The organism is Methylophaga sp. UBA2513 (genome assembly GCF_002341285.1).
Classification (GTDB): Bacteria; Pseudomonadota; Gammaproteobacteria; order Nitrosococcales; family Methylophagaceae; genus Methylophaga; species Methylophaga marina.
Genome location: NZ_DDNT01000020.1, coordinates 115,222 through 141,954, shown reverse-complemented (window position 1 = coordinate 141,954; position 26,733 = coordinate 115,222). Strand labels below are relative to the sequence as shown.

Annotated in this window: 26 protein-coding genes; all 26 read right to left on the bottom strand. The window is 44.0% G+C overall.

The window, feature by feature from the left end:
- Positions 1-23 precede the first annotated feature (23 nt).
- Positions 24-1,424 (bottom strand): flagellar hook-length control protein FliK, encoded by a 1,401-nt coding sequence (locus B3V56_RS12380; RefSeq protein WP_289284349.1) that lies wholly within the window; start codon positions 1,422-1,424, stop codon positions 24-26.
- Between the two features lie 73 nt (positions 1,425-1,497).
- Entirely contained in the window at positions 1,498-2,670 is a 1,173-nt protein-coding gene (locus B3V56_RS12375) for a methyl-accepting chemotaxis protein (RefSeq protein WP_289284348.1), read from the bottom strand.
- A 39-nt stretch (positions 2,671-2,709) separates the two neighbouring features.
- Entirely contained in the window at positions 2,710-3,777 is a 1,068-nt protein-coding gene (locus B3V56_RS12370; RefSeq protein ID WP_286305579.1) for a protein-glutamate methylesterase/protein-glutamine glutaminase, read from the bottom strand.
- A gap of 9 nt (positions 3,778-3,786) precedes the next feature.
- Positions 3,787-4,422 (bottom strand): chemoreceptor glutamine deamidase CheD, encoded by a 636-nt coding sequence (gene cheD / locus B3V56_RS12365; protein ID WP_286305580.1) that lies wholly within the window; start codon positions 4,420-4,422, stop codon positions 3,787-3,789.
- On the bottom strand, positions 4,419-5,315 hold the full coding sequence (locus B3V56_RS12360) for a CheR family methyltransferase (RefSeq protein ID WP_286305581.1): 897 nt from the start codon (positions 5,313-5,315) through the stop codon (positions 4,419-4,421). Before B3V56_RS12360 ends, cheD begins: the two co-directional genes overlap by 4 nt.
- On the bottom strand, positions 5,300-8,068 hold the full coding sequence (locus tag B3V56_RS12355) for a methyl-accepting chemotaxis protein (RefSeq protein ID WP_289283657.1): 2,769 nt from the start codon (positions 8,066-8,068) through the stop codon (positions 5,300-5,302). Before B3V56_RS12355 ends, B3V56_RS12360 begins: the two co-directional genes overlap by 16 nt.
- Entirely contained in the window at positions 8,055-8,840 is a 786-nt protein-coding gene (locus B3V56_RS12350; RefSeq protein ID WP_289244648.1) for a ParA family protein, read from the bottom strand. Before B3V56_RS12350 ends, B3V56_RS12355 begins: the two co-directional genes overlap by 14 nt.
- Positions 8,840-9,346, bottom strand: coding sequence for a chemotaxis protein CheW (locus B3V56_RS12345; protein ID WP_289283655.1), 507 nt, complete (start codon positions 9,344-9,346; stop codon positions 8,840-8,842). The genes B3V56_RS12350 and B3V56_RS12345 overlap by 1 nt, the downstream gene beginning before the upstream one ends.
- Before the next feature lie 3 nt (positions 9,347-9,349).
- Positions 9,350-11,482 carry a chemotaxis protein CheA gene (locus B3V56_RS12340; RefSeq protein ID WP_289284347.1) on the bottom strand — a complete coding sequence of 711 codons (2,133 nt, stop codon included), beginning with the start codon at positions 11,480-11,482 and terminating at the stop codon, positions 9,350-9,352.
- A 4-nt stretch (positions 11,483-11,486) separates the two neighbouring features.
- Positions 11,487-11,849 carry a response regulator gene (locus B3V56_RS12335; RefSeq protein WP_289244645.1) on the bottom strand — a complete coding sequence of 121 codons (363 nt, stop codon included), beginning with the start codon at positions 11,847-11,849 and terminating at the stop codon, positions 11,487-11,489.
- 40 nt (positions 11,850-11,889) lie between these two features.
- Positions 11,890-12,168: an STAS domain-containing protein gene (locus B3V56_RS12330; protein WP_289283651.1), complete on the bottom strand. Its 279-nt coding sequence runs from the start codon at positions 12,166-12,168 to the stop codon at positions 11,890-11,892.
- A gap of 154 nt (positions 12,169-12,322) precedes the next feature.
- Positions 12,323-12,769, bottom strand: coding sequence for a flagellar export protein FliJ (fliJ, locus tag B3V56_RS12325; RefSeq protein ID WP_289283650.1), 447 nt, complete (start codon positions 12,767-12,769; stop codon positions 12,323-12,325).
- Positions 12,770-12,796: 27 nt separating this feature from the next.
- Entirely contained in the window at positions 12,797-14,224 is a 1,428-nt protein-coding gene (gene fliI / locus B3V56_RS12320; RefSeq protein WP_286305590.1) for a flagellar protein export ATPase FliI, read from the bottom strand.
- Positions 14,217-14,909, bottom strand: coding sequence for a flagellar assembly protein FliH (locus B3V56_RS12315; protein WP_286305591.1), 693 nt, complete (start codon positions 14,907-14,909; stop codon positions 14,217-14,219). Before B3V56_RS12315 ends, fliI begins: the two co-directional genes overlap by 8 nt.
- Positions 14,896-15,906, bottom strand: coding sequence for a flagellar motor switch protein FliG (gene fliG, locus B3V56_RS12310; protein ID WP_289244642.1), 1,011 nt, complete (start codon positions 15,904-15,906; stop codon positions 14,896-14,898). Before fliG ends, B3V56_RS12315 begins: the two co-directional genes overlap by 14 nt.
- Entirely contained in the window at positions 15,906-17,588 is a 1,683-nt protein-coding gene (gene fliF, locus B3V56_RS12305; protein ID WP_289244641.1) for a flagellar basal-body MS-ring/collar protein FliF, read from the bottom strand. The genes fliG and fliF overlap by 1 nt, the downstream gene beginning before the upstream one ends.
- A 30-nt stretch (positions 17,589-17,618) precedes the next feature.
- Positions 17,619-17,954 (bottom strand): flagellar hook-basal body complex protein FliE, encoded by a 336-nt coding sequence (gene fliE, locus B3V56_RS12300; protein ID WP_289282465.1) that lies wholly within the window; start codon positions 17,952-17,954, stop codon positions 17,619-17,621.
- A gap of 42 nt (positions 17,955-17,996) precedes the next feature.
- Positions 17,997-19,382, bottom strand: coding sequence for a sigma-54-dependent transcriptional regulator (locus tag B3V56_RS12295; RefSeq protein WP_289284346.1), 1,386 nt, complete (start codon positions 19,380-19,382; stop codon positions 17,997-17,999).
- Entirely contained in the window at positions 19,379-20,569 is a 1,191-nt protein-coding gene (locus tag B3V56_RS12290; RefSeq protein ID WP_289284345.1) for a sensor histidine kinase, read from the bottom strand. Before B3V56_RS12290 ends, B3V56_RS12295 begins: the two co-directional genes overlap by 4 nt.
- Positions 20,570-20,696: 127 nt before the next feature.
- Positions 20,697-22,178, bottom strand: coding sequence for a sigma-54 dependent transcriptional regulator (locus B3V56_RS12285; protein ID WP_289284344.1), 1,482 nt, complete (start codon positions 22,176-22,178; stop codon positions 20,697-20,699).
- Positions 22,179-22,300: 122 nt separating this feature from the next.
- A complete protein-coding gene (locus tag B3V56_RS12280; RefSeq protein WP_289284343.1) occupies positions 22,301-22,603 on the bottom strand; it encodes a flagellar protein FliT in 303 nt (100 codons plus the stop codon).
- 2 nt (positions 22,604-22,605) lie between these two features.
- Positions 22,606-23,004, bottom strand: coding sequence for a flagellar export chaperone FliS (fliS, locus tag B3V56_RS12275; RefSeq protein ID WP_289283796.1), 399 nt, complete (start codon positions 23,002-23,004; stop codon positions 22,606-22,608).
- A gap of 34 nt (positions 23,005-23,038) precedes the next feature.
- Positions 23,039-24,397: a flagellar filament capping protein FliD gene (gene fliD / locus B3V56_RS12270; RefSeq protein ID WP_289283795.1), complete on the bottom strand. Its 1,359-nt coding sequence runs from the start codon at positions 24,395-24,397 to the stop codon at positions 23,039-23,041.
- A gap of 52 nt (positions 24,398-24,449) precedes the next feature.
- The gene (locus B3V56_RS12265; RefSeq protein ID WP_289283794.1) at positions 24,450-24,848 is read right to left on the bottom strand and encodes a flagellar protein FlaG; all 399 of its coding nucleotides are present in this window, start codon (positions 24,846-24,848) and stop codon (positions 24,450-24,452) included.
- 90 nt (positions 24,849-24,938) lie between these two features.
- Positions 24,939-25,730 carry a flagellin gene (locus tag B3V56_RS12260; RefSeq protein WP_286305603.1) on the bottom strand — a complete coding sequence of 264 codons (792 nt, stop codon included), beginning with the start codon at positions 25,728-25,730 and terminating at the stop codon, positions 24,939-24,941.
- 191 nt (positions 25,731-25,921) lie between these two features.
- Positions 25,922-26,716, bottom strand: coding sequence for a flagellin (locus B3V56_RS12255; protein WP_286305604.1), 795 nt, complete (start codon positions 26,714-26,716; stop codon positions 25,922-25,924).
- Positions 26,717-26,733: the final 17 nt, after the last annotated feature.

The window sequence follows — 26,733 nt, the reverse complement described above, 5'->3', positions numbered from 1 at the left end:
ACTTAATATTATTATTTTATGCCTTAGACGTATAAGCTCAGGCCACTATCCTGCGTAACTGAACCTGCTGTTTCGTCGGCTTCACTCATTATATCGTCACTTTGACGATTGGCTTGAGTAAAATTCTGAGAATTTTGCATTTGCTGTGGCTGCTCATCTCTTTGCTGTTGTTGCTGTTGCTGACCTACTTCAGCATGAGTCAATTGCATACCGTTTTCGGCAAAACTCTCTCGTAATTTTGGTAAAGCTTGTTCCAGCGCATCGCGCGTTGTCGAGTGCTGAGCTAAGAAAGTTACACTGGCTTGTTCATTTTGTACATGGAGTTTTACTTCAACAGGGCCTAAATTTGCCGGGTTCATTTTCATTTCTGCCTGTTGAATACCCTCTTTGGCCATCCAGACCACACGGCTATTCATCACCTGTGACCATGCTGAGCTTTGTATATTGGGCTGAACCGGTAAACTCACTACTGCACTGGCTGATGCCGAAGGTGATGAACCTGATGTTGATGCTACGCTGCTAGCTGTCGACGTATTCGTTGTCGGGGTCGCTCCAAATAAACGCTCCTGAAGCGTTTTATCTGCTCGAATACCAGACAAATCTATCTCCGTTCTATCTTTATTTTCTGTTTGAGCGGCAATCATATTACGAACAGTCATATTCTGTTCACCATCGACTTTTTGGCGCTGTCTGTTAATGGCATCCATAATATCAGCACGAATTTCGCTAGTTTTACCGTCGGCCTCATTCATGGATTGTAGTGCCTTGGCGAAATTCGGTACCTTGTCACCCTCGGCAGCATGTTGAGTTTGTTTGATAACCGCTTTTTCTGTATTGGTTACTGTCACCAGGCTGGCATCAGGCTGTTTTTTGTTAATCACAGAAGACTCAGAAGCTTCATTAGTCGATTTTGTTTGAGTCGAAGCAGCCGCATTCGGTGTTGTTGACTCAGCAACGGCTTGTTTGCCTACAGATTTCTCAGCCACCTCAGCAGTGCTCACTTTGTTATCGCTGTTTACTACTTTCGTTTCAGAGGCGGATACCGACACAGCGTTTTTTTGCTCAGGCTCAACACTCACATCAGCATGAGAGTCAGATGACACTACATTGCTTTCGGCATTATCACTTTCACTATCTTGGTCATCAGACGGCAATTTGTTGCCGTCATCAGCGTCAGTTTTTTCCGTTTGCCCCTCTGCCTCGGCAGTGACTTTATCATCACTATCAGATTGTTCGTTGAGTTTATTCTCGGAAGCTTCAGAGGACTTCGACGGGGCCTTAGTGGATTCAGCAGGCTTATGCTCAGCTGTATTGATATGCTTGTCTAACGTCTCAGAGAAGGTATTATCTTTTGATACTTCTCTGGCCTTTGCAGGCTTTGTATTGACGACATTATCAGTCTGTATAGAAACACTTTGTGGCATACCGCCTCTCCTACTCAATCGTCGTTATCGACTTGTTCATGTAGATAAGAGCAAGCAATGTGCCAGATATGCTTTAGAAGAGTTCGATATCCCCTGCATCGACATTTTTTTGAGTAACTGATCTGTGTTGAGTTTCGTCAATTTTTTTGTGCAGCTCAGCTACAGTTTTTTTGACCTCGAGAAATTGCTGTTGGCATGCCGCCAGATCAGCATCACTCTCTGATGACGAAGGCAAATCATTGATAACCTGAATAAGGTCCGAAACAGTATTTAAACGCTTGTCCATGTGTTCACTTAATTGATGACACATGTCTTCAAACTGCAAAGACGTGACCGCCTGATTTACTAAACCCGAGATTTGCTGACTAATTTCGCTTGTGCCAGAGATAACAGATAAGGTTTTATTGTTGAGAGATGACATAGTCGTCATCATTTCAGCGACTTTCGCTTCACTATTTGTGACCAGATCCGTATCCGCAGTCACTAACTCTGCAATAACTGAGCTTGCCTCATCAATAGTTGATTTTACATTCATTGTGATCTTATTTATCTGATCACTAAACTCATCAGATTTTTGTGATAGTTTTCTGACTTCATCAGCAACTACAGCAAAACCACGACCTGTATCTCCAGCTCTGGCAGCTTCAATGGCTGCATTTAAGGCGAGTAAATTTGTCTGAGAAGCAATATCTTTGACGTCATCAAGCAGAGAAATAACACCATCTACTCTTCGATTAATTTCATCTAACTTTGCCATCACCAAACGACTATCGTCTGTGTTTTTTAGCAATGTCTGCACAAGAAAGCTCATCACAGACTCAGTCTCTTTGATAAACTCAGACAAGCCCTGCTCACCATCTTTTTGGTCAATCAAGCTATGGAGCATATCGTCCTCGTTTGAAGCCTGTTCATTCAATCCTTGGAAACTGTCTCCCAGTGACCGCACAGCATCATTTAAAAGCGTAGCTATTTGCTCATTCTCTGCACGTATATTTTCGATCTGCAAGCTGATATCAGTAACGACGTCTTTTTTTAACTTGTCTATATCTGCTGATTCAAATCGTGATGTATTGATTACTACCTGACTCTGAACAGGCATATTTTGAAACTGTAATAAAAACACCGAAACTGTGGCGAGTAGAACAAGCAATGCCGCCAGCCAATTCACCAAGAATAGGGCGACTAGAACAAATCCCAAGGACGATAGTGAAGCAATAACAAATTTTTTATTCAGTAATTTTTTCATCATATCGTCCTTAATTAACTATCGAACCTGTAACAAAGCTTATCGACCCTGCTTCATGATCTCTTGAGCGATTTTATCCAGTGGCAGCATGAGTTCAGCGGCACCAAGCTTATAAGCTGCACCTGGCATACCCCAGACTACGCTGCTTTTTTCATCCTGAACCATGTTACTCGCTCCATTCTCCCTCATCTCCAACATCCCTCTAGCACCATCATCACCCATGCCGGTCAACATAACCCCAATGGCATTGGCCCCGACATTTTGAGCAATCGAACGAAAGAGAACATCCACGGAAGGTTTATGGCGTGAGACTGCAGGCCCATCATTCAAACGGCAATAGTAACGAGCACCGCTACGCTCGACTAATAGATGCTTATCACCAGGCGCAATGTATGCATGTCCAGGCAGAATCTGTTCTCCATCAATGGCCTGACTAACATTAAGGGCTGACATTTTATTTACCCTTTCAGCAAAAGGGGCACTGAAGCTAGCTGGAATATGCTGAGTAATAACAATGCCCGGCGCATTCGCTGGTAAAGCACATAAGACTGTTTTTATTGCTTCTGTTCCGCCCGTAGAAGCGCCAATGGCAACGATTTTTTCTGTGGTTTTTAAGGGGATGTTTTTGGTGCTCTTAGCGATGACGGCATCTGCTGTTAAGCGCTCCTCAACTTCCAGCATGGCTTTTGTGGTTAATTGCTGAGGCTGAACGCCTGCCGCCGCTTTAATCTTACTGATAATTTCTTCTGAGTAGGAGGACAATGTTTGAGATAAATCTAATTTGGGTTTTTCTACGAAATCAAATGCACCTAAAGCCATCGCTTCAAGGGTAATTTGTGCGCCTTTTTCAGTTAGGGTTGACACCATAACAACTGGCATTGGTCTGAGCCGCATCAGATTACGTAAAAATGTCACCCCGTCCATCTTTGGCATTTCAACATCCAGCGTTAACACATCTGGATTAAACTGTTTAATCTTGTCTCTCGCCTGATAAGGGTCCCCAGCAGTGGCAACAACTTCTAGCTCAGGATCAGAATTGAGAATTTCTGTTAGCAACTTACGAACTAGAGCTGAATCATCAATAACAATGACGGAAATCTTTTTCATGGCTGACCTTTACTCAAACAATTCCACGCCACCGCTAAGCGATGTTTCTTTTAAGCGTTCATGATACTGAGACTCGCGAACCAGGATTGTATCGTTGTATAAATGTTGAATACGTTTGATAAACATTTTTCCTGTTTGAGGGTAATACATTAATTTTCGCGGGTAGATATCACCTAAATCATAGGCAATAACAGGAATGCCTTCGAGTTTTGCAAAATTAAGTACAAACTCACTATTCTGGTGACCAATATCATTGGAAATCCCATCAATAATTTTGCCACCACCACAGACTTTCATTTCCAGGTTTTTACGCGTACCGCCCGCCTTTAGAATTTCGTTAATCAATGCTTCCATAGCATAGCTACCATATCGCGTCCCTAATTTTTTCCAACACTCACTCGTACCATCGCCTTCACAGGGCAACATAAAGTGATTCATGCCAGCGATACCAGCCACAGGATCACGAATACAGGCTGCAACGCACGATCCCAGTGTGGTCGCAATCAGTTCTTTCGCACCACGATTAACATAAATTTCACCAGGCAAAATTTTCGCCACCCAGGCTTGGCGAGAGTTATCCCAATAACGGTTTATATTTTCAAATCCAGCTAATGCCTGAGGCATATCCGTTTTTAATGCCATCATGTAATACGCCGATATATCGTATTGCCATCAGAAACAAACTGGTTACTGATATTGAATAAGGTTTCTGAGTGACCGATAAAGAGATATCCACCAGGTAACATTTTTTCAGCGAAACGATGAAAAAGACCAACCTGCGTTGTTTTATCAAAATAGATAATGACGTTTCGGCAGAAAATCACATCAAACGTTCCTTTCATTGGGAAAGGGTGTAAAAGGTTAAGGCGCCTGAAGGAGATAAACTCTTTTAAAAAAGACTTCACTTTAACCAGCCCATTATTTTCAGCTTTTCCACGTGAGAACCAAGCATGTTTCTCGTCCTCTGAAAATTGACTTACCCGCTCAATGGTGTAAATCCCGGAAGCAGCTTGTTCTAGTACGTTCGCATCTAAATCTGTCGCCAGTACTTTGACATCCCAACCAGGGTGTCCTTTAAAAAACTGATGTAAGCAGATAGCCAAGCTATATGGTTCCTCACCAGTGGAACAACCCGCTGACCATATTCGTATTTTTTTAGTCGCCTGATTTTTAATCAACAGTTCAGGAAGTACATGTTGTTTCAAATAATCAAAATGATGTTTTTCACGAAAAAAGGCGGTTAAATTCGTTGTGATGGCATTGATTAATAACTCAATGGTGTCAGGGTCACCGTTATCAACTGCCAGACAAAATGCGTCAAAACTCCCACCATAGTTTCTACGAACATGTTTAGATAAGCGGCTATAAACCATATCTTTTTTTGCCGCAGGCAGCAGGATGCCTGTCTGCGCTGTGACGAAGCTACTTATTCGAGCAAAATGTTTATCTGAGAACTCAAATTCTCGTGCCGCTTTATCCATAAAACAGTCTTTCTCATTGGAAGGATTAATTGATGAATGGGCTAGAACTCTTCCCATTCATCACTTTCCTGCTCTTTAGTCATTACCTGCCTTTTTGTTGGTAATGATGGCTGAGGAGGAGTCTTAGCATGAGTCGCTATTTGGCGTTTTACATGAGAAGTAGAGGCTTTAGGCGTCGTAACCTGGCGCGGTGTATGCTGTTCAGTAGCATTTGTTGTGAAAAATTGCATCATTTCTTCCAGATGCTTGCCTTGTTCATCTAGAGATTCGCTCGCCGCTGCTGCTTGCTCCACTAGTGCAGCATTTTGCTGTGTCATTTCATCCATTTGTGTCACAGCCTGGTTGACTTGCTCAATACCCGATGTCTGTTCAGTACCTGCTGCCGCGATTTCAGAGATAATATCGCCGACTTTTTTTGCACCTTCAACAATTTCTTCCAATGTCTTCCCTGATTCATTTACAAGAGTAGAGCCCTCTCTTACTTTCTCACCACTATCATTAATGAGCTCTTTTATCTCTTTGGCAGCAGCAGCAGATCGTTGTGCTAAATTACGGACTTCAGAAGCCACTACGGCAAAACCTCGGCCTTGCTCTCCAGCGCGAGCGGCTTCCACAGCCGCATTGAGTGCCAACAAGTTAGTCTGAAACGCAATCTCATCAATCACGCCAATGATGTCTGCTACACGCTTACTGGAAGTACTGATGGCAGCCATGGCCTGAATCGCTTCCTGGATGACATTGCCACCTTTTTCAGCTTTACTTCTGGCGTCTACAGCAAGTTGATTAGCCTGACGAGCATTGTCGGAATTTTGTCTGACTGTGCTGGTGAGCTCTTCCATACTCGCCGCTGTTTCTTGTAATGACGACGCTTGCTCTTCTGTTCGCTGACTTAGATCCGTATTGCCTTGGGAAATTTCACTCGCCGCGGAAGAAATACTGATCGATGCTTCGATAATGTCTTGCACAATCGTTGAAATTTTGCTGATTGAACCATTGACCGCTTGTTGAAGCAGTGCGAACTCTCCTTCAAACTCACCATCCATTAGCTTAGTGAGGTCACCTTGCGCCAATGCATTCATAACCATGGATGTCGCTGATAAGGCCTTCTGAACGTCAAACTGTAAATGTTTCTCTTCAGTGATATCTGAAGCGTATTTCACCACTTTATAGGGCTTACCGTTCAGGTCAAAAATCGGATTGTAACTGGCCTGTAACCAAATATCTTTGCCATCTTTACCAACGCGCTGATACTCACCAGAATCAAACTCACCCCGGTTTAGTTTTGCCCAAAACTCTGTGTATTCAACACTCTGTGCCAGTGCAGGTGTAGCAAACATACGGTGATGCTTGCCTATAACTTCCTCTCGTTGATACCCCACAACATTAAGGAAATTATCATTCACACTGCGAATGGTGCCATCCATATTGAAACTGATCACACCCATCGCCTTGTTAATAGCAGAAATTTGACCTTCGAAATTGGCACGTTGTAATTTTGTTTCAGTAATATCTGTGGCAAATTTCACCACTTTGAATGGTTTACCATTCATATCAAGAATAGGATTGTAGCTGGCTTGTAACCAGATTTCCTTGCCACCATTGGCAATTCGTTTGTATTCACCACTATCAAACTCACCACGATTGAGTTTTGCCCAGAATTCAGCATACTCAGCACTTTGAGCTAGCTCAGATGTGGCAAACATTCGATGATGCTTACCGATGACATCTTCACGACTATAGCCCACCACTTTGAGAAAGTTTTCATTTACATCAATGATGGTGCCATCCATTTCAAAACTAATCACTCCCATCACTTTGTTGATGGCATCAAATTGACCATGAATATCAGCATTACGAAGTTTTTCTTCAGTGACATTGTGCCATTCAAGCATATTGCCGATATAGCTATCCTCTTCATCCAACATGGCTGTTACATTTAGACGAAAGGCAAGTGGACCGACTTTGATGTCTGCTTGATGAGGTAAATTATCGGGATTACTGAGCATTTGCCTTTGATGAGCAGGATTTTTATGGAACATATCAATATTACTTCCGACCAATCCTTTTATGGAAAATCCAGGGTAGATTCTTCTTAACGTCTCTTCATGCTCTCCCAACATATTTAATGTTGATTGATTGGCATATGTAATAGTGAAGTCTCTATCAATCATCATTACCGCCGTGACCGCATTATCAAGTGCGTTGGCTCTATTTAAGATGTCTTTATCTGCCTTTTCATTAACAGCCATGTCTCTCTCCTCCATGGGATATGCTCCCGTCGTCATTTTTTTAATAACGTTATCTAATGTTTCGTTCCATGCTGATGCAACAGGTTCTGACCATGATGACTCAGCATATTTTTCCAGCACCTTTAACAAGCAACTTTTGACAGCCTGATAATCTGGCTCTTTCACGCCATATGAAATGTGACGTTCACCTAATTCAGTCAAATAACTATCTAGTAAGGCTGGGTGACGCAGGTTTTGTACCAATAACACTAAAGCAGCTAATAATTTTTTCTGTTGCCCTTGCTGCGAGACACTTTTAAACAAGCCTTTTAGCTCCGGGTGCTGTTGAAAAAGCAACGTGTAAAAGTCGGCAACGACATATTCACCACGAGCGGCAATAGGAATGAAGCTCTCTTCTACCAGCTCGATATTCGTTTTAGGCGGTAATGACACTTCAGCCATAGCGTCTTCTGGTAATGATGATGTATCAGCAGATCTGTTCGTTGATTGTGTCGGGGGTTGATTATCTGCAGTCAACCAGGCAAGAGGATCGTTGCCCATTACATTTTTACTCTTGGCCATCAGCCACTCTCCTCTCTAAGACATCGCTAGCCAAAGAAAAATAGTCTTCTGCACCGGAGCTCTTTTTCCGATAGTCGAAAATAGTTTTACCAAAGCTAGGGCATTCTGCTAACGCCACGTTTTCACGAATAGGTGTGAATAGCACTCTACTAGGAAAATATTTCAGTACGCGTTTACGCACTTCTGCTGTGAGTTTTCTACGTAACTGCATCCGCGTTGATACCAGCCATAATCGAATACGGTGCCCAGAGATTTCTTCTGAACGTTTAAGGATCTGCATCATGCGTGATAGGCCTTGTAATGACAGATAGTCTCCAGATACGGGCACAATCAATTCACTAGAAGCAAACATCGCATTAACACCCAGTAAACCTGATGAGGGCGGACAATCTATCAACACAAAATCATAAGCTGATAATGACGACGCTTCGATTGCTTTTCTTAAGCGATGACCGCGCTCTACCCCACCTTCATTCAGGTGTTCAAACTCATTCAAGCGTGGCCCTGCTGGCACGACATCAAGGTTGTCCCGGGCATGCAGCTTGACGGTATCAATGGTCTCCCCCTCCAACAGCACAACATCAATGCCGAGCTGCTGATTGTCCAATCCTAAACTGGTGGCCACTTGCCCTTGAGGATCCATATCAATCATGGCTACTTGTTTGCCTTGGATAGCGAGTGCATGCCCAAGATTGACGGTTGTTGTCGTTTTCCCAACGCCCCCTTTTTGGTTCATAATCGCAATGATGCGAACGTGTTCAGAAGTCATCATTAGCCTATTTGCTCTACGCTGAGAAGCTTATCGATATCCAGTAACATCAACATACATTCATCGATGTCAGCAATCCCTTTAATAAAGCTGGTATCAACGATACTGCCTAAGTCTGGTGCATTTGAAATCATATCTGGATGAACATTGTATGCATCAGACACAGCATCAACGACTATACCTACAATTCGGTCAGTTATACCTTCCACTTTGACAACAACGACAACAGTAGTCTTGGTGTAGGTATTGAAAGGCATACCGAATAGCAATCGAAGATCGATAATCGGCACAATCACGCCACGCAAATTTAATACACCACAGACATGTTCTGGTGTATTTGGAATCGATGTCACCGACCCCCAGCCTTTTATCTCCTGCACACGGAGAATCTCCACACCATAATGTTCGCTATCCAACTCAAATGTCAGGTACTGCTGGGAACCATCGTCGATGCTGTCAGCAATATCAAGAATATCCAGAATCTCATTTTCTGTGTTCATCTCAACCATGACTCAAACCACACTCTTCAGAGAAGTTTGTTTTATTATTGATGGCTCTTTGTGCATTGCCATCACCCCTGCAATATCCAGGATTAAAGCAACTGTTCCATCACCTAGGATGGTTGCGCCAGCGAGACCTTTCACTTTACGGAAGTTCGTCTCTAGACTCTTGATGACAACTTGTTGTTGTGCCAGAAGCTCATCAACAAACAAACCAATTTTGTAATCCTCACAGTCCACAATCACCAGCAAACCATGTTCTAGCTCTTCAATACCGCCATCCAGGTTAAACACATGCCGCAATCTGATAAGCGGTACGTATTCGTCCCTGATTTTGTATAACTCTCCTTTACCAGTCACTTTTTTTACTTTGCTGATATCGACTTCAACAGACTCAATAATGGAAATCAGGGGAATGATGTAACGTTGGTCTGCAACCTGAATAATCTGACCATCCATGATTGCCAATGTCAGAGGTAACCTAATAGTGAATGTTGACCCGATTCCTGACTCAGATTTCACCTCAACAGCCCCTCCCAGGCTGTTAATATTTTTCCTCACCACATCCATGCCGACACCACGGCCAGAGAGATCACTTACTTGATCGGCAGTAGAAAAGCCCGGTAAGAATATAAGTTCATGTATTTTCTCAGGTGAAAGTGATTCATTCGGCTCGACCAAACCTTTTTCGATTGCCTTCTGTAAAATCTTCTCTTCGTTTAACCCTGCACCGTCATCACTAATCTCAATCACAATATTGCCACCCTGATGATAGGCGTTGAGTTTTAGAACACCGGTTTCAGATTTGTTAGCCGCCAGGCGTTTTTCGGGTGTTTCCAGGCCATGATCCAGGGAGTTGCGAACAAGATGAACAAGTGGATCACCAATTTTTTCCATCACTGTTTTATCAAGTTCGGTTTGCTCGCCGGTCAGCACCAGTTCCACCTGCTTTCCAAGTTTGCTGGTCATATCATGGACAAGGCGAGGGAAGCGATTAAACACAAAACTGATGGGCAACATACGAATACGCATGATGCTTTCTTGCAACTCTCGGGTATTACGCTCTAACTGCTCTAAACCATCAATTAGTTGTGGCAGCATACTGACATCAAAATTATCACCGATCTGACCTAACATCGACTGAGTAATAACCAACTCACCGACTAAGTTGACGAGTGAGTCGACTTTATCTGTACCCACGCGTATAGAAGCGGTAGAGGCATCACTGCTGACTGTTTTCTTTTTAGGTGCGACGTCACTTTTGATTGGTGTTTTTGATGGAGCATCAACGGCTATAGAGGCGTGGTCAGTCGCCATGGGTTGAGATACAGCTTCAACAACCTCAGGTTTATCATGGCGCTGTTGCTCCTGTAACAGTTCAGGTGAGTCTGAAGCTTCATTTTCTTGAAGTCGCTCAATTGTTAGCTCACAATCACCATCCACCCATTCGAAGACTTCATTTATCTGAGCTTCATCCATTTCGCCAGTAAGCGTCAGTTCCCAACTGAAATAACATATTTCAGGGTCAAGGTCTGTAAAAGGGGGCAACTCCTCATCATTCACAGTTACAGCTAATTCACCAAGTTCAGCTAGCTCACGGAACATACGTATGGGTTCATTACCCGTTTGAAGCAGGTGAGGTAGTGGTTTGAAGTGAATCAACCAAGACTGTTGCTGAGTATTCGTTTCAGTAGTATCAGACTCATGGCTCTCTGGTAAGGAGGTATCCTCAACATTCATCCCAGTTTCAGCCACAGCAGCATCTAATATCTTCTCAAGCGCGTGAGAAACTTGAGTTACTTTTTCCTCATCAACATCTGAGCTGTTTTGAACAGCTGTCAACATTTCACGTAAGGTATCGACAGCGGAGAGTAATGTTTCAATGACCTCATGAGTTGCTTCACGCTCACCGTTGCGAATTTGGTCTAAAAGGGTTTCTAGACCATGCGTGAACTCAGAAATATGGCTAAAGCCGAACGTGCCAGCCCCACCTTTAATTGAGTGTGCAGCACGAAAAATGCCATTAACCGTATCATCATCGATCTCCCCTTGAGACATGCTCAGCAGGCCTGTTTCCATAATATCGATGCCTTCGAAGCTTTCTTCGAAGAATACGCCATGAAATTGGGTAACATCGATGCTCATCTGTCTACCCCAGGACTTTTTTCACCGTTGCTAAAAGCTGATCTGGATTAAAAGGTTTAATCAACCAGCCCGTAGCACCGGCAGCACGTCCTTCTTGTTTCTTTTCAGGGCCTGCCTCGGTTGTCAAAACAAGAATGGGAGCAAACTTAAAACTAGGTAACTTTCTTAATTCTCGAGTTAGCGTCAGGCCGTCCATCACTGGCATATTGACGTCTGTAATCACGAGATCAAAAGATTGTCTTTGAGCAATCTCCAGTGCTTGTTTACCATCATCTGCTAGCGTGACTTTATGCCCTGCTCCTTGCAAAGTGAATGTCACCATTTGGCGCATTGAGGCAGAATCATCGACTGCGAGAATATTAGCCATAACAAAAAAGCTCCTTCTTTAACTTTAGTTTTTTTATATTTTATTGTGCGTAAAATGCTTTGATACCCAATCTATCGACAGCTTCACAAAAAAGTTGACTAGGATTTGACCAAATGACTACCAGCCCCTGAAGTTGGGCATTCCGAGAGAATGAATAAAAAAGCTGAATAACGCCCGTGTCGATACGTTCAATATCACTTAAATTAATTTGAATAGCCTGACCTTCAGCCATGGCCATTAAGAGCTGGGCATATAAATCTGCAACTTGTGCGATGGTGACAGACTCAGCACAGTTTATTTCGACAATCGACTCAGCCATTTTTCTATTCCCTCTATTTCTATAGACGATAGATGATGATTTTTCTCACTTGACTCATCTTCACTATTGTTTTTCATATCGTTTTACTAATATCGGCCAGTAATGAGAAAAAATTATCTTGTTTTTCAATTATCTAAAATTTAAGTATCTATATTTATTTATTTCGATTTCTCAACCATGCACTATTGGTATGTTCATCCATTTCAACCTGCTCCCTCTTTAACTGTTTCTTGAGCTCAGTTGCTTCGTAGCGGGCCATTAAAGCATCAATTGCCTGCTCTTTATTTCTTGCTTGCAACCACAGTTTCTGTTGTCTTTCTACATTGGCATTGGCTGATTTAACTTGGGATTCTTGGCTGAGAATAGCCTGATCTAGTTTTGCTAAAAAGCTTCTTAAATCGAGAGCTTTTTTGGCCGTCATGACCATAGGATCATCCTGGCGAAATCGCGCCAAGTATTCGGCTCTGTATTGACGGAGATCATCCAATTGGAATTGCTCCTGTTGAAGTAAGGCATTTTGCTGGCCGAGTTTTTGTAATTCTGACTCCGTTGCCTTTCTTGCCATTTCTATCACGGGATCAAGTTTACGACTACGACTCATGTATTGACTCCACGTTAAGCACGAACATTAAAAACGCCGGGTATTTCCATCCATCAGCATTGGGGCTTGTGATACGTTTTGTTGCTGCTGATTCTGTAATTGCTTTCTTAACTCAAGCACCTGTTTCAGACGTTGATCACTTTGCTCCCAGTTCACCGCTTCATTCATTCCCTGTCGTAACAGCTGAAGTAAAGCAGGGAACATCGCTATCGACTCATCAATAGCAGGATCACTTCCCTTACTATAAGCGCCTACACTGATAAGATCTTGATTTTGTCGGTAAGTGGAATAAATCTGTTTGAACTGCTGGGCCTGTTTCAGGTGGTCTTCACTGACTATATTTGGCATCACCCGACTAATCGAGGCTTCCACATCAATCGCAGGATAATGGCCCGACTCGGCCAGCTGTCTTGATAACACTATATGACCATCCAAAATTGCACGAGCCGCGTCTGCAACCGGATCCTGTTGATCGTCACCTTCGGTTAACACCGTATAAATAGCAGTGATAGCCCCACCATTAAGTGGACCATTCCCTGCACGCTCCACTAATTGCGGTAATAAGGAAAAAACGGAGGGTGGATAACCTTTAGTTGCCGGAGGTTCGCCAATCGCTAATGCAATTTCACGCTGTGCCTGGGCAAAGCGAGTCAACGAATCCATCAGCAATAATACTTGCTTACCCTGGTCGCGAAAGTATTCTGCAATACTGGTAGACAACATCGCACCGTGCAATCGCATCAAAGGCGAATGGTCGGCAGGTGAGGCAACAACAACCGACCGTGACATTCCTTCCTCACCAAGAATATCTTCAATAAATTCTTTTACTTCTCGACCACGTTCCCCAATCAAACCCACCACAATGACATCGGCTTCAGTGAATCGTGTCATCATGCCCAACAACACACTTTTACCCACACCACTGCCAGCGAACAGGCCCATACGTTGGCCTCGGCCTACGCTGAGCAAGGCATTAATGCTCTGGACTCCCACATCCAGATGCTGACGAACAGGAGAGCGTGCTAGTGGGTTTACCGGTTCACCGTGTAAGGGAACCTTATCTTGAACACGAAGTGGGCCTTTACCATCTAAGGGTTTACCAGCGCCATCCACAACACGGCCAAGCATCGCTTCGCCGACAGGCACTTGAGAATCACTGCGGACCGGTCTGACTTTCGCATTAGGTACCAAGCCACGCATATCACCTGTCGGCATGAGAAACGTCGTTTCGCCAGAAAAGCCGACCACTTCCGCTTCTATCGGTTTTTGTCCCTTGCCAATAATCTCACAACGACTACCAATAGGCACCTGAAAGCCTACCGCTTCCAATGTTAACCCCACCATTCTGGTCAATCGACCCTCAATCAATACATCCTGCTCGTCACCAGAATCCAATCGCTGCTGATATTGCATCAGTTTATTTTGTAGTCGCGATTGGCGTTCCGCATTAGTCATTGTCAGCGTCTCTCTCATCGCCAAGGACTTTACTAATGATGCTATTCAATCTTGATTCAACGGTTGCATCCACACTAGTGTCAGACGTTTCCAGTCTTAATCCACCCCGGGTTAATAAAGGATCTTCTATCCATTGGTATTTGTTTGAATCATGCTCAAGAGATAAGCCTTTCTGAATAATCAAAAGATCATCTGGATGAACATAAATTTTGAGTTGACGGTCACTGATGGGTAAAGCTTCCAACGCCGCACGCATAGCACCGATAACATGCTCGGGTTGATGCTTAAGTTCGCGACGAACCAACTGGCGAGTCATGGTTATCGCTAGATTGACCAGATCTTTTTCTAAAAGCTCATCGAGTTCTGTCAGGGGTTGCTGTAATGTTTGGAGCATTTGCTGGAGCTTTTCAACCTGTAGCTGAATATCTTTCAGCCCAGCTTCCTGACCGTCTGCAAAACCCGCCTGGTGTCCTTCTTCGTAACCCGCCTTATAACCTTCTTCTTGCGCTTGTTGCTGAAGCGCTTCAATAGCTTTGATATCGAGTACTTGGGGCGCATCCTTATCTTCAACGTCCGTCACCGACACCATTCTTGGTGCCTCCCAACGTTTTATCGCATCAGCAATCTCATCGGCAGATAAGACATCAGCTTGTTTAGTAACAACTGTGTCATCAGACGAAGTCATCACCTGCACCTCCGCCTAGCATAATTTCGCCTTTATCAGACAAGCTTCGTGCTGTGGCAAGAATGGCTTTTTGTGCAGCCTCAACATCACTCAAACGAACCGGCCCCATGGCCTCTAAATCATCACGCATCATCTCGCCTGCACGTTGTGACATATTACGCAGGAATTTCTCTTTTAATGCGTCATCAGCGCCTTTCAAGGCAAGCTGTAACTGATCTGTCTGAATTTCACGCATCAAGGTTTGCATACCACGATCATCGACATCAATAAGGTTTTCAAAGACAAACATAAGATCTTCGATATTTTGACCAAGATCGGGTTCACTTTCTTTGATTTTTTCCATGATAGCGGCTTCAGATGTGCCATCAACAAAGTTGAGAATATCGGCAGCCGTTTTGAGACCACCCACCATTGTTGATTGTGCACCAGCCGCACCACTAAATTGTTTTTCCAGAATTTCGTTGAGCTCCGTCAAGGCTGAGGGTTGTACCCCATCAAGCGTGGCTATCCGTAGAATGATGTTAGCTTGATCACGAGCAGGGAACTGTGACAAAACCCCCGCTGCCTGATCGGCATCAAGAAATGAGCAAACAATCGCGATAATCTGAGGATGTTCAAGTCGGATAACTTCATAAATGCCTCTGGCATCCATCCACTTAAGCTGTTCCAGGCCGTTGGTATTACTACCTGATAGAATACGGTCCAATAGGCTGCCAGCACGATCTTCACCTAAAGCACCCACCAGCATTTTACGGACATAATCATGTGAGCCGATACCCAGTCCGGTTTCTTGCTCCACCGTGGTAACAAAACTATTCAAAACGGATTGCACTTCCTCTCGGGTGACATTTTGTAAGGTCGCCATTGCCTGACCGACTTTTTGAACCTCTTTCGGCCCCATATGCTTGAGGATAGCCGCCGCTTCCTCTTCACCAATAGAGCGTAAAAAAACAGCCGCTTTTTCAGTGCCTGTCAGTTTTCTGAGTTCTTCTGCCATTAGGCATCACCCGCCGTCCAATTTTTGACTACTTGCGCCACCAGTGCAGGATCTTGCTGCACTAAACTTCGGACATTAGATAGTTGCTCTTCCATCTTTTCCGAACCAGTGGTCAGTTTAGCAATCTCTTCACCGCTTGCGCTACTTCTAGCTAAAACTTCTTCTGGTGATAAATTGTCATTATCACTCTCGGTGACGGGCACTTTTGTCATATCTCTGAATGCTGGACGAATCACACCAAAGATAAGGAACAGAACAACCAGTGCACCACCCACTTGTTTGGCTAGATTCCAGACCCAAGGTTCTTCCCAGATTGGTTTTTCAGGCAAGGCTTCAACCGTTTCAGGTGCCATGAATGGGGCATTGACCACATTCAAACTGTCGCCTCGCGCTTTGCTAAAGCCAATGGCATCCATGACTAAGGCATTGATACGGGTCATTTCTGATTCAGACAATGGTACGGAAGTAACATTACCTTCTGCATCCACTGTTCTTCTCTCGTCAACCAATACGGCCACACTCAGTTTTCTGACATTACCAGGTGCCATTCGGGTATGACTGATAGTGCGGTCTAACTCAAAATTACGTGTCGTGCTTTTTCTGCTTGAACCGGGCGCTGTTGTCGTAGTGGCCGCTTCATCAGCACCTTCTTCTGGAAGCGCTTGCTCAGGTGCAACACCACCACCAGGAGGTTGATTACTGAGTGCGCCGGGCACGCCAAACGGTCCACCATTACCAACACGCTCTTCTTCTTGCAGCTGCTCACTTCTCACTGCTGTCATGTCCGGGTTATAACTTTCGTGTGTTTGTTCAGACATTGTAAAGTCAACATCGGCCACGACCTGTGCACGCACCCCATTCATACCCACAATGGGTGACAAGATATTTTCTATACGGTCGATATAGATTTGTTCAACCTTACGTGTGTATTCAAGCTGGGTATCACTCATTGCCACACCCGCCGCACGCTCTGGTTGAGTTAATAAGTTGCCACGCTGATCCACAATAGTGACATCGGCATTTTTCATATCTGGCACACTGGAGGCGACCATGTGTGTGATGGCTGCCACCTGAGATTGATCAAGTGTTCTGCCAGCATAAAGATGAACCACCACAGAAGCGGTAGGATCTTTACGATCGCGAACAAAAACAGATTGTTTAGGAATAGCAAGATGCACTCGCGCACTTCTGACGTTATTGAGTTCAGCAATGGAGCGAGATAACTCTTCTTCCATTGCACGCTGGTAACGGGCTCGCTCGATAAACTGACTGGTACCAAACCCTTGATCCTGATTCAGCATCTCCATGCCCAGGGCAGCACTTCTGGGTAGGCCTTCAGCAGCAAGTTTCATTCGCAGTGTTTGCACATCACCAGCAGGTACTAACAATGCGCCAGTGGACGGATCCAATTTGTAATCGACATTCATCTGCTGCAAAACATCAACGACTTCAGTCGATTCAGCAGGTGCCATATTCGCGAAAAGGACCTGATATGAGGGCGTTTGTGACCACAACAGCACGTAACCACCTACGGCGATACTGGCTGCAATTGCCAATAAAAACAACATCTGTTTTACAACAGGTTGTTGAGAGATGTTTGCCTGCATAGCGCCCAATGCTGTTGTGGGCCGTGCTGTTGGCATATTGGCTTGTGAGCCGGTGGTGGCAGGTGCGTTTTCCATAGTGTTTCTCTACTCAGGCATATTCGTCAATTAAACAGACATACGCATAACTTCTTGGTAAGCCTCAATCAGTTTATTTCTGACTTGTAGGGTTGCCTCAAAAGCGACACTGGCTTTTTGTGATGCAATCATGACATCAGCCAGATTGACATTCGGGTCACCTAACTCAAATGCCGTCTTTAAATCACCGGAGTTTTTTTGCAGATCATTCACCTCATTCACAGCTTTTTGCATTACGCTGCCGAAATCCACTCGACCATTGCTCTCAGCCTCACTAGCAGGCATGGGTTGTGTTGCTGGTGAAGCCTGAGCTTGTAAAGCTCTCATCTGAGTTAGTAATTGGTTAGGGTCGATAGCTTTAATCATCTTTGTCTCTGCTCCGCTATAAAAATGACGCTGATAGTTGCCTTATGCAGACTTCTTGCCAAGTTTTTCAGGAATTTCCACCCCTTGCTCACGGAATTTGGCGATTTTGTAACGCAAAGTACGTTCACTTATACCTAGCTCTTTTGCAGTCAGTCTTCGGCTGCCTTGATATTTTTCCAGCATGTCGAGAATATGGCGTTGCTCTTGGGACCGTAAATCAAATCCCTCTACACTGCTTTTACTGCTTTCTGTAGATGAACTGACCTCAGTTTGACTGACTGAGGTATTCAACTCTTGGCCAGACACAGCCTCAAAAATAATATCTTTTGCTGTGATTGATTGACCCGATTGCAAAATTAACGCCCGCTGCAAGACATTATCCAACTCACGAACATTACCCGGCCAGTTGTGAGAAATTAAGCGAGACTTTGCCGCAGCATCCAGTAAAGGCGCGACGCGTCGTGATTGACTGGCATGTCGCGTCAACAGGCGCTGAGATAAAGGAAGAATATCATCCTGACGTTGTCTGAGAGGTGAAATTTCCAATGGAAAAACATTCAAACGATAATATAAATCCTCACGAAAACGGCCGGCTTTGACCTCCTCTCGTAAAGTTCTATTGGTGGTGGCTAACACTCTGACATCCAGCGGTATCACCTTCCTACCACCAATACGTTCAACTTCACGCTCCTGCAAAACACGTAAGAGTTTTGCTTGCAACGATAAGTCCATTTCAGAGATTTCGTCTAATAAAATCGTGCCATGATTAGCTTGTTCAAACTTACCGGCATAGGCTTGGCTGGCGCCTGTAAACGCCCCTTTCTCATATCCAAACAGAGTTGCTTCAAGCATATTCTCAGGAATAGCCGCACAGTTAATCGCTACAAAAGGATGTGAAGATCGGGGGGAATGTACATGAAGATAGCGAGCTAACACTTCTTTACCAGTGCCACTCTCGCCATTGATAAGTACAGTGGCATCACTGTCGGCCACACGTTTGGCGATAGCTTGCAGCTCTTTCGATGCCTGCGCCTGCGCCACCATGTCATCTTCTTCAGTACCAATATCATTGATATAGCGCTGCACGCGCTGTAGTAGTTCATCAGCTTCAAACGGCTTTAATAAATAGTCAGATGCCCCCTGATGCATGGCATCGACTGCACTTTGTACGGTACCGTAGGCTGTCATCATCACCACAGGTAAATCAGGCATCATGGCTTTTGCCCGCTGCAGTAAAGTATGTCCATCCATCGGTGACATCTGTAAGTCACTTAATAGTAAACCTACTGGCTCGCTGGCGATCTTATCCAGTGCAGACTGTCCATGCTCCATACCAACGACTCGATAACCAGCGAGTTCAAGTGTGTCGCATAATGCCGTGCGAAGATTAGCATCATCCTCGACCACTAAGATATTTGAGTGATTCATAATGCGACCTCCTCTTCTGCTTGCTCTGGCGATGTATTTGCTGATGTATAAATAGGAAACAATAATTTTACTGAGCTGCCTTTTTTGGGTTCACTTTCGATCGCAAGTAAGCCTCTATGGGCTTTGACAATTGACTGAACAACGGCAAGCCCAAGTCCGGTGCCATTAGAACGAGTGGTGTAGAAAGGCGTTAACACTTTATTTACCTCAGCTTCAGACATCCCCTCTCCATTGTCATTTACGCTGATCTGGATGCATTGTTCTTTGGCGTTATTTTCAGCGTACTCTGCCATCACCTCAATCTGACCATGACCTTCACATGCTTGACGAGCATTATTGAGTAGATTGGTAATGGCGCTGATTAATGCAGATTGACTACCATAGATGTAATCGTCATTAACCTGGTTGACGAGTGTCATCGTCACTGTGCTGTTTTCTACATCATTTTGAGCAGAAAACTGTTGTTCTAATTCACTTAATAACTCACTCACCGCCACCGGTGAGGGTGATGCCATATTCCCTCTAGAGAAAGATAAAAGATCACGAATCAACTGCTCCATATGGGTGAGACTGTCTTTTACTCTTGTCGCAAAACGCTGCTTAACTTGTTCATCAGCCCCCTCCTTCAGTAAAGGTGAAAGATAGAGCATGGCAGATGACAGAGGGGTTCTGATTTGGTGAGCCAGTCTTGCTGTGACTTCACCGATGGTCGATAAACGCTGCAGATGGGAAACTTTACTTTGCAGTGCTCGAGTATCGGTTACATCCTGTAGTAGGATAATTTGTCCAGGTTCATGACCAAGTGGGTTCGTTGAAATGTGAACCAGGCGGCCATCTTTTAAGGAAACATCATGACCATCACTCGGCTTGGGATCAAAAGCCCGTTCAATGACATTTACCCAACGCTCACCTGACAAAGGTTCACCCAATAGCGATATCGCTGCCTCATTGGCTTCTTGAATAAAGCCGGAACCATCAATTACTACAACGCCTGCGGGTAGCACAGCCAATAAACGACTATGACGATTGGCAAGTTGATCCGCATCGGTGTTATTGGGTTGTTGAATATGTTCAGCTGAGATATGGCTGACATTTGAAATAGTGCTGAGATCGATGTCTCGTGAAAAGGGTTGCGACTGATAATTCGATTGTTGAAAATCGTCACCCAGTGATAATTTCAGATTCATGTTTCTTGCTCCTACATGCACTATTGCATTGTATTAGAGCCTGAGCAATTACCATGCCCAAAACATAAAACCTTATTTATCAGATACTTAAATAGAATACGTCAAAAGATCGACGTTGTTCCTTCGATTATTCAGTATCGCGTTGAATCCCGTATTTACGCATTTTCTCTACTAGCGTTGTTCTACGCATTTTCAGTTTATTCGCTGCATGAGCAACCACGCCCTCAGCATCATCTATCGCTTGTTTTATCAATAGATATTCAAGATTGGCAAGATGTTCTTTCAGATCAATACCATCTTCTGGCAACACCATATCTTCTGGGCTAGAGGTTGAATTAACTGGGTCAGAGGATGTCTCTGGCACGGATTTAATCTCTGGCGATGCCTCAGGTAGATTCCTTGAAGCTTCTTGCTGTGGGCCAGCGGCAATGATGCTGGTAATTTCTTCAGGTAATTCATCACCTTCTAGCTGATACTTCTCTGGAAGATCATCAAAATCGACCGTGCCGTATGGATAGAGAATCACTAATCGTTCGACCACATTCGCTAATTCACGCACATTTCCAGGCCATGGGTAACGGCATAATGAGGTAATCGCAGCAGGGGTGAGTCGAATAGTGCCTCTGTTTTCATGTTCAATACGTTTAATCAATTCATGAATCAGCAGCGGAATATCTTCTGGTCTGTCTCTTAATGCTGGCATTTCAATAGGAAAGACATTCAGTCGGTAAAATAAATCTTCACGGAACCGACCATCAGCAATATGCTCTTCGAGGTTACGATGTGTGGCGGCAATCACGCGAACATTGGCTGTTTGTGTTTTATTACTGCCTACTTTTTCATAGGTTCTTTCTTGGAGTACACGTAACAGTTTGACCTGCATTGGCAGTGGCATATCGCCTATTTCATCCAGAAATAATGTGCCACCTTCAGCCATTTCAAAACGTCCTTTTCTGGCCGTTATCGCCCCGGTAAAAGCACCTTTTTCGTGACCAAATAACTCACTTTCCAGTAACTCTCCTGGAATGGCCCCACAATTGACTGGCACAAAGGGTTTATCTCTTCTGGATGAAAAGTGATGTAAGTTACGAGCAACGACTTCTTTACCAGTTCCTGACTCGCCCAGAATTAGCACATTGGCTTCTGAGTCAGAGACCTGATCAATCATCCGCTGCACATTCTTAATGAGCCGACTATTTCCTACCAGTGACCGGAATAAGTTATTGGGTGTGCTGGCTTCAGCCGTCATCCCCCGATAGATGGTCGCCTGCTGTAACGCATTGCTGAGTTGAGGATACTTAATGGGGTAACGTATAGAACCAATGGTGCCTGGAAAGTCTAATGCTTCGCCAGAGGAAGATTCAAGAACAAAGACGGGAACCCGTGAGTCATGATTAACCAGTTCTCGAAGTAACTGCTTAGTTTGATTTTGCCCGCCGCAGTCACCCACTATGGCCATCACCACATCATCAAGGTTTTCTACATGCTCAAACCAAAGGTCTGATTCTGAAATCACCACCGGCTGACAATTTATAAACTCAATGAGTGTGCTTAACATCTCGCATCGGTCAATATCACTTTCCACGACCAATACATTATTTACACTCATACTCACTCCATCTCTTCACTGGGTTTTAAACTGGCGATAAGCCTTGAATAACTGGAGTTAAGCATTTTCTGGCAGACATTGTCAAAATTATGACGGGTTAATTTTAAGCAAGATGTGACGTACTAGTTAGATTGGTAGGCTGCTGCCACTTTTTTGTTTTTATTAAACTGGCCTAACTCGGTTTGGATCGTTTGTCTTGCATCAAGACAACGTTGCTCAACACTCTGATTTAACTTAATAATTTGTTCTATTAATGGACGCGCTTCTGACTGGTCAACATGATTATCAAGAGGAAATATACTTTCCATTAATTCCGCCCGTAGCTTTGTCAAAGTGGAGACATCACTCCATTTTCCAGCATTCACTGCAGCACTCATGTCCTCAGTTAATCTTAATACCTGTCTTAGACGTGTTATCTCAGACATAACTAGTGAAACTCAGGGGGGATCCCGTCCCACCCAGCTTTTATTTCTTCAAGGAGTTTAGTGACCTCGTCTAATATAGTGACATCGTTACTCACATTCGCTTCGAGTAAGCGGCGAGTAATATAGTCATATAATGAATCCAGGTTCTCGGCAATTTCGCCGCCTTTCTCAGCATCCAAACTGGTTTTTAAACCTTCGATAATACGGATACACCAAGAAATTTGATGACCTTTTTCAGCAATTTCATTACGGGCAATACAGCCTTTTGCAGTGGCGACGCGAGCAAGCGCACCTTCCATCAGCATCTGAATAATTCGATAGGGCGAGGCATAATTTACTTCCGACTCTATGGCATTGCGGCCATAACCTTCCATCGCTTTTTTATTCACCATTACCTGCATACTCCAATCCTTAATGCCTAGGGATCATACTACTTTATTTTGAATTCAAGGCGGATAGTTGCGAAATCAAATAATTGCCTTGTGATTGTAAACTGCTGACCAAGGTATCCATGGCTGCATACTGAGCTCGTAAACGTGTTTCCGTCATTTCAAGACGTGCTTCCATCTGCTCTTTTTGCGAATCCATTCTTTTTAAACGCGAATTGAGCCCTTCTTCTCTTGAGTCAATCAGTCCATCTGTTTGTAACCAGGTATCAGCTAGAGACTCTAAACGATTAGCAAAACCTTCACCTTCAGCTGAAAACAGGTTCGCAAATGAGTTAAAGTCAGAACTTAAGACCTCATTGACTTTATCTTCATCAACCGTCATCACGCCATTTTTATCAAAAGAAATGCCTGCTTCAACTAAATAACTAAAGCTCGAGCCGGTGATACTGGCTCCCGAATTGAAGACATCTCTGACTTGGCGTTCAATTGTAAGTAGTGTGCTGTCCGCCTCTAATTGACCACTTCGCTGAGATTTAATTTCTGTCATCAACGCATTGTATGCCGAAGCAAACTCGTTTACTGACTCTAAGATAGCCTCATCATTTCTTGTGATATCGAGTGTCGAACTACCCACATCTTTTACGTTTAATGTCACTCCATCAATAGCGTTGGCTATGGAGTTTGAACTACTGGTAGTCGTGAAGCCATCAATATTAACAATCGCGTCTTTTGCCGTGGAGATAGATGACAAGTTTTCTGTACCGCCAGAGCTATAAACAAAGGCTGATAAACCTGATGTATCGGTATTATTACCATCACTATCACCGCTCACAGAGACACTGATCGCATTTTCAGTCCCGGTTTCGTTTGATGTCAGAACCAATCTGGCACCACTATCATCTGTAATGATTGATGCCGTCACGCCAGTATTATCAGAAGCATTATTGATGGCGGTACGAATACCGGCAAGGGAACTATTACCAGAGTCTATAGTGACATCAAAGCTCTCACTTCCCACACTGATACTCAGTGTGCCTTCGCCGACTATCGAGTTGTAATCGGTAAATGCAGATGACGCTAACTTATCTCGACTGGCAACTTGGGTGACATCAATATTGTAGGAACCAGCCGATGCTGAACTGCTGGAGGTTGCCGTGAACAGATCTTCGTCTTGAGAGTTAGCCTGGAAAACCTTAAAACTGGATGCACTTGCCAACGACGCCATGGCCGTTTGAAAAGAATCGAGTTTACTCTTAAACGAACCATAAGCACTGATCTGTGCGTTGATAATACTCTGCTTGCTCTCGAGTCTATCGAGCGGTTGACGCTCAAGATCCATTAAGCCTGTAACAATGCTCTCCAGATCGAGTCCCGTTCCTACGCCTAATGATGAAATTGTCGCCATGTCAATTCTCCGCCTAAACTTAATTGCAAAATTGCAGCAAGTTTTGAGCCAATCAAGCCTTTGTTTCTAGCAATATACCGCGATATTTTTCTGCAGCGTGTCTTGCCTCAAGAATCTCTTCTGAAGGGATCTGCCTGACCACTTCTTCGGTTTCTGAGTCAATTACTTTAATCACCGTATCCCCACTGGTATCATCGACACTAAACTGCAGGTTTCGGTTCATATTCTGCATATAATCGTTAAGTTGAGCCACCTTATCACGCAAATCGTCTGCAAGTTGTTGTTGCTGGCCATTCTGTTTCTCAGCTTCTTTCTGAAGAGCTTGAGATTGAACAGATAATTCAGTAACAGTCTCAGTCTGAACAGATTGCGTAACCGGTTTAGACTGACTAGTAACATTGCTTTGCACTGATTGAAGGGCAGATTGCACTAACAGATCATTATTAGCCATTGTCTTCCTCCTAATCTAAATTTTTTGTAAACGGCATAAAGCCTGGAGAGTAGTTTACCCACCAGGCCCATGCGTTTCATCCTTTTGTTATTATCCCAACAGTGATAATGCAGACTGAGGAATAACGTTCGCTTGCGATACGATGGATACACCAGCCTGTTGCAGAATTTGCGCTTTAGTTAAAGAAGCAGTTTCAGCAGCAAAGTCAGCATCCATGATACGGCTACGAGCTGCAGATGTATTCTCTGAAAAACTTTGTAGATTTGAGATTACAGCTTCAAAACGATTTTGAATAGAACCGAATGTAGCACGCAATGTGCTCACAGTGTTGATATCTGAATCTAAATTACCAAGTGCAGTTGAGGCTGCAGTAGAGGTTGAAACGTCTGCTGTAGTATTGCTTAGAGCAGATGCAGATACAGATACAGTATCACCACTATCCTGACCAACTTGAATTGAAATACTCAGTCCACTCAGTACTGCAGTACCATTAAATTTTGTACTAGATACTATACGAGTGTTTTCTGCTTCAAGCTGGGTCACCTCAGCAGACAGACCTGTTCGGTCGGTTACAGTACCGTTAGCAGACTGTACCGCGATTTCACGAATACGTTGTAAGTTATTACTGATTTCCGCTAAAGCACCCTCAGCCACCTGAGCCAAAGAGATACCATCTGCAGCGTTACGTGCTGCCTGGTTCGCACCACGAATATCAGCTGTCATTTGCTGAGCAGTATATAGACCAGCCGCATCATCTTTTGCACTATTGATACGTAAGCCCGAAGACAAACGCTGTAAAGATGTATTCAGTGTGCTTTGAGATTTGTTTAAGTTACGCTGTGCATTTAATGATGCAATGTTTGTGTTGACTACTAATGCCATGAGATTTACTCCCTCATAGGGTCGAGCTAGGCTCGCTTTATACATGGCGGACAAACTATGAATTGTCTAGTTTTTACCGCCTCCGAAAACATTAGCGGCATGGGATTAGGATTTCTTTAAGGCAATTTACAAAAAAAAAGGCCAGACTTTGCAAAAGTCTGACCCAGTTCACATTTTACTTTTTTTTCAGCTTATCCCTGAAGCAGGGATAACGCGTTCTGTGGCAAGGTATTCGCCTGTGCAAGGATAGATGTTCCCGCTTGCTGCAGAATTTGAGCTCGCGTTAATTTCGCCGTTTCTTCAGCAAAATCCGCATCCATAATACGGCTACGGGCAGCACTCGTATTTTCAGCTAAACTTTGCAGATTCGAAATAACCGCTTCAAACCGATTTTGTATCGACCCAAAGGTCGCACGTAATTGACTGAGATTATTAATATCAGTATCAAGTGTGCCAAGAGCAGTAGATGCACCTGTAGAGGTTGACACATCAGCAGTTGTCGTCGTCGCAGCCGTAGCCGCTACAGTTACAGTATCAGCGGCGTCAGCCCCCACCTGAAATGTCAAAGAGACGCCACCCAAGACCTGAGTACCGTTAAACTGGGTACTTGCAATAATACGGGCATTTTCTGATTCAAGCTGCGTTACCTCGGCTTGCAGACCATTTCTATCTGTGACTGTGCCGTTAGCTGACTGTACCGCTATTTCACGGATACGTTGTAGATTGTTAGTGATTTCAGCCAAGGCCCCTTCTGCGACCTGAGCAAATGAGATGCCGTCAGCAGCATTTCTTGCCGCTTGATTAGCACCACGAATATCCGCAGTCATTTGTTCAGCTGTATATAAACCAGCAGCATCATCTTTAGCGCTATTGACACGAAGACCAGAAGATAAACGTTGTAATGCAGTGTTCAAATCACCTTGCGATTTTGTTAAGTTCCGCTGCGCATTAAGCGACGCAAGGTTAGTATTTACGATTAATGGCATTTGAATTCTCCCATTTC

What these genes read in the sequence shown, in the direction of transcription:
- B3V56_RS12290 (WP_289284345.1), bottom strand. Translation starts at nt 20,569, where the DNA reads ATGAATCTGAAATTATCACTGGGTGACGATTTTCAACAATCGAATTAT.
- fliF (WP_289244641.1), bottom strand. Translation starts at nt 17,588, where the DNA reads ATGGAAAACGCACCTGCCACCACCGGCTCACAAGCCAATATGCCAACA.
- B3V56_RS12330 (WP_289283651.1), bottom strand. Translation starts at nt 12,168, where the DNA reads ATGGCTGAGTCGATTGTCGAAATAAACTGTGCTGAGTCTGTCACCATC.
- B3V56_RS12360 (WP_286305581.1), bottom strand. Translation starts at nt 5,315, where the DNA reads ATGGGAAGAGTTCTAGCCCATTCATCAATTAATCCTTCCAATGAGAAA.
- B3V56_RS12295 (WP_289284346.1), bottom strand. Translation starts at nt 19,382, where the DNA reads ATGAATCACTCAAATATCTTAGTGGTCGAGGATGATGCTAATCTTCGC.
- fliJ (WP_289283650.1), bottom strand. Translation starts at nt 12,769, where the DNA reads ATGAGTCGTAGTCGTAAACTTGATCCCGTGATAGAAATGGCAAGAAAG.
- fliD (WP_289283795.1), bottom strand. Translation starts at nt 24,397, where the DNA reads ATGGCGACAATTTCATCATTAGGCGTAGGAACGGGACTCGATCTGGAG.
- B3V56_RS12380 (WP_289284349.1), bottom strand. Translation starts at nt 1,424, where the DNA reads ATGCCACAAAGTGTTTCTATACAGACTGATAATGTCGTCAATACAAAG.
- B3V56_RS12315 (WP_286305591.1), bottom strand. Translation starts at nt 14,909, where the DNA reads ATGACTTCGTCTGATGACACAGTTGTTACTAAACAAGCTGATGTCTTA.
- B3V56_RS12355 (WP_289283657.1), bottom strand. Translation starts at nt 8,068, where the DNA reads ATGGCCAAGAGTAAAAATGTAATGGGCAACGATCCTCTTGCCTGGTTG.
- fliE (WP_289282465.1), bottom strand. Translation starts at nt 17,954, where the DNA reads ATGATTAAAGCTATCGACCCTAACCAATTACTAACTCAGATGAGAGCT.
- B3V56_RS12280 (WP_289284343.1), bottom strand. Translation starts at nt 22,603, where the DNA reads ATGTCTGAGATAACACGTCTAAGACAGGTATTAAGATTAACTGAGGAC.
- cheD (WP_286305580.1), bottom strand. Translation starts at nt 4,422, where the DNA reads ATGATGGCATTAAAAACGGATATGCCTCAGGCATTAGCTGGATTTGAA.
- fliS (WP_289283796.1), bottom strand. Translation starts at nt 23,004, where the DNA reads ATGCAGGTAATGGTGAATAAAAAAGCGATGGAAGGTTATGGCCGCAAT.
- B3V56_RS12350 (WP_289244648.1), bottom strand. Translation starts at nt 8,840, where the DNA reads ATGATGACTTCTGAACACGTTCGCATCATTGCGATTATGAACCAAAAA.
- B3V56_RS12285 (WP_289284344.1), bottom strand. Translation starts at nt 22,178, where the DNA reads ATGAGTGTAAATAATGTATTGGTCGTGGAAAGTGATATTGACCGATGC.
- fliG (WP_289244642.1), bottom strand. Translation starts at nt 15,906, where the DNA reads ATGGCAGAAGAACTCAGAAAACTGACAGGCACTGAAAAAGCGGCTGTT.
- B3V56_RS12260 (WP_286305603.1), bottom strand. Translation starts at nt 25,730, where the DNA reads ATGGCATTAGTAGTCAACACAAACATTGCATCATTAAATGCACAGCGT.
- B3V56_RS12370 (WP_286305579.1), bottom strand. Translation starts at nt 3,777, where the DNA reads ATGAAAAAGATTTCCGTCATTGTTATTGATGATTCAGCTCTAGTTCGT.
- B3V56_RS12335 (WP_289244645.1), bottom strand. Translation starts at nt 11,849, where the DNA reads ATGGCTAATATTCTCGCAGTCGATGATTCTGCCTCAATGCGCCAAATG.
- fliI (WP_286305590.1), bottom strand. Translation starts at nt 14,224, where the DNA reads ATGACTAATGCGGAACGCCAATCGCGACTACAAAATAAACTGATGCAA.
- B3V56_RS12265 (WP_289283794.1), bottom strand. Translation starts at nt 24,848, where the DNA reads ATGGCTAATAATGATCTGTTAGTGCAATCTGCCCTTCAATCAGTGCAA.
- B3V56_RS12340 (WP_289284347.1), bottom strand. Translation starts at nt 11,482, where the DNA reads ATGAGCATCGATGTTACCCAATTTCATGGCGTATTCTTCGAAGAAAGC.
- B3V56_RS12345 (WP_289283655.1), bottom strand. Translation starts at nt 9,346, where the DNA reads ATGGTTGAGATGAACACAGAAAATGAGATTCTGGATATTCTTGATATT.
- B3V56_RS12375 (WP_289284348.1), bottom strand. Translation starts at nt 2,670, where the DNA reads ATGAAAAAATTACTGAATAAAAAATTTGTTATTGCTTCACTATCGTCC.
- B3V56_RS12255 (WP_286305604.1), bottom strand. Translation starts at nt 26,716, where the DNA reads ATGCCATTAATCGTAAATACTAACCTTGCGTCGCTTAATGCGCAGCGG.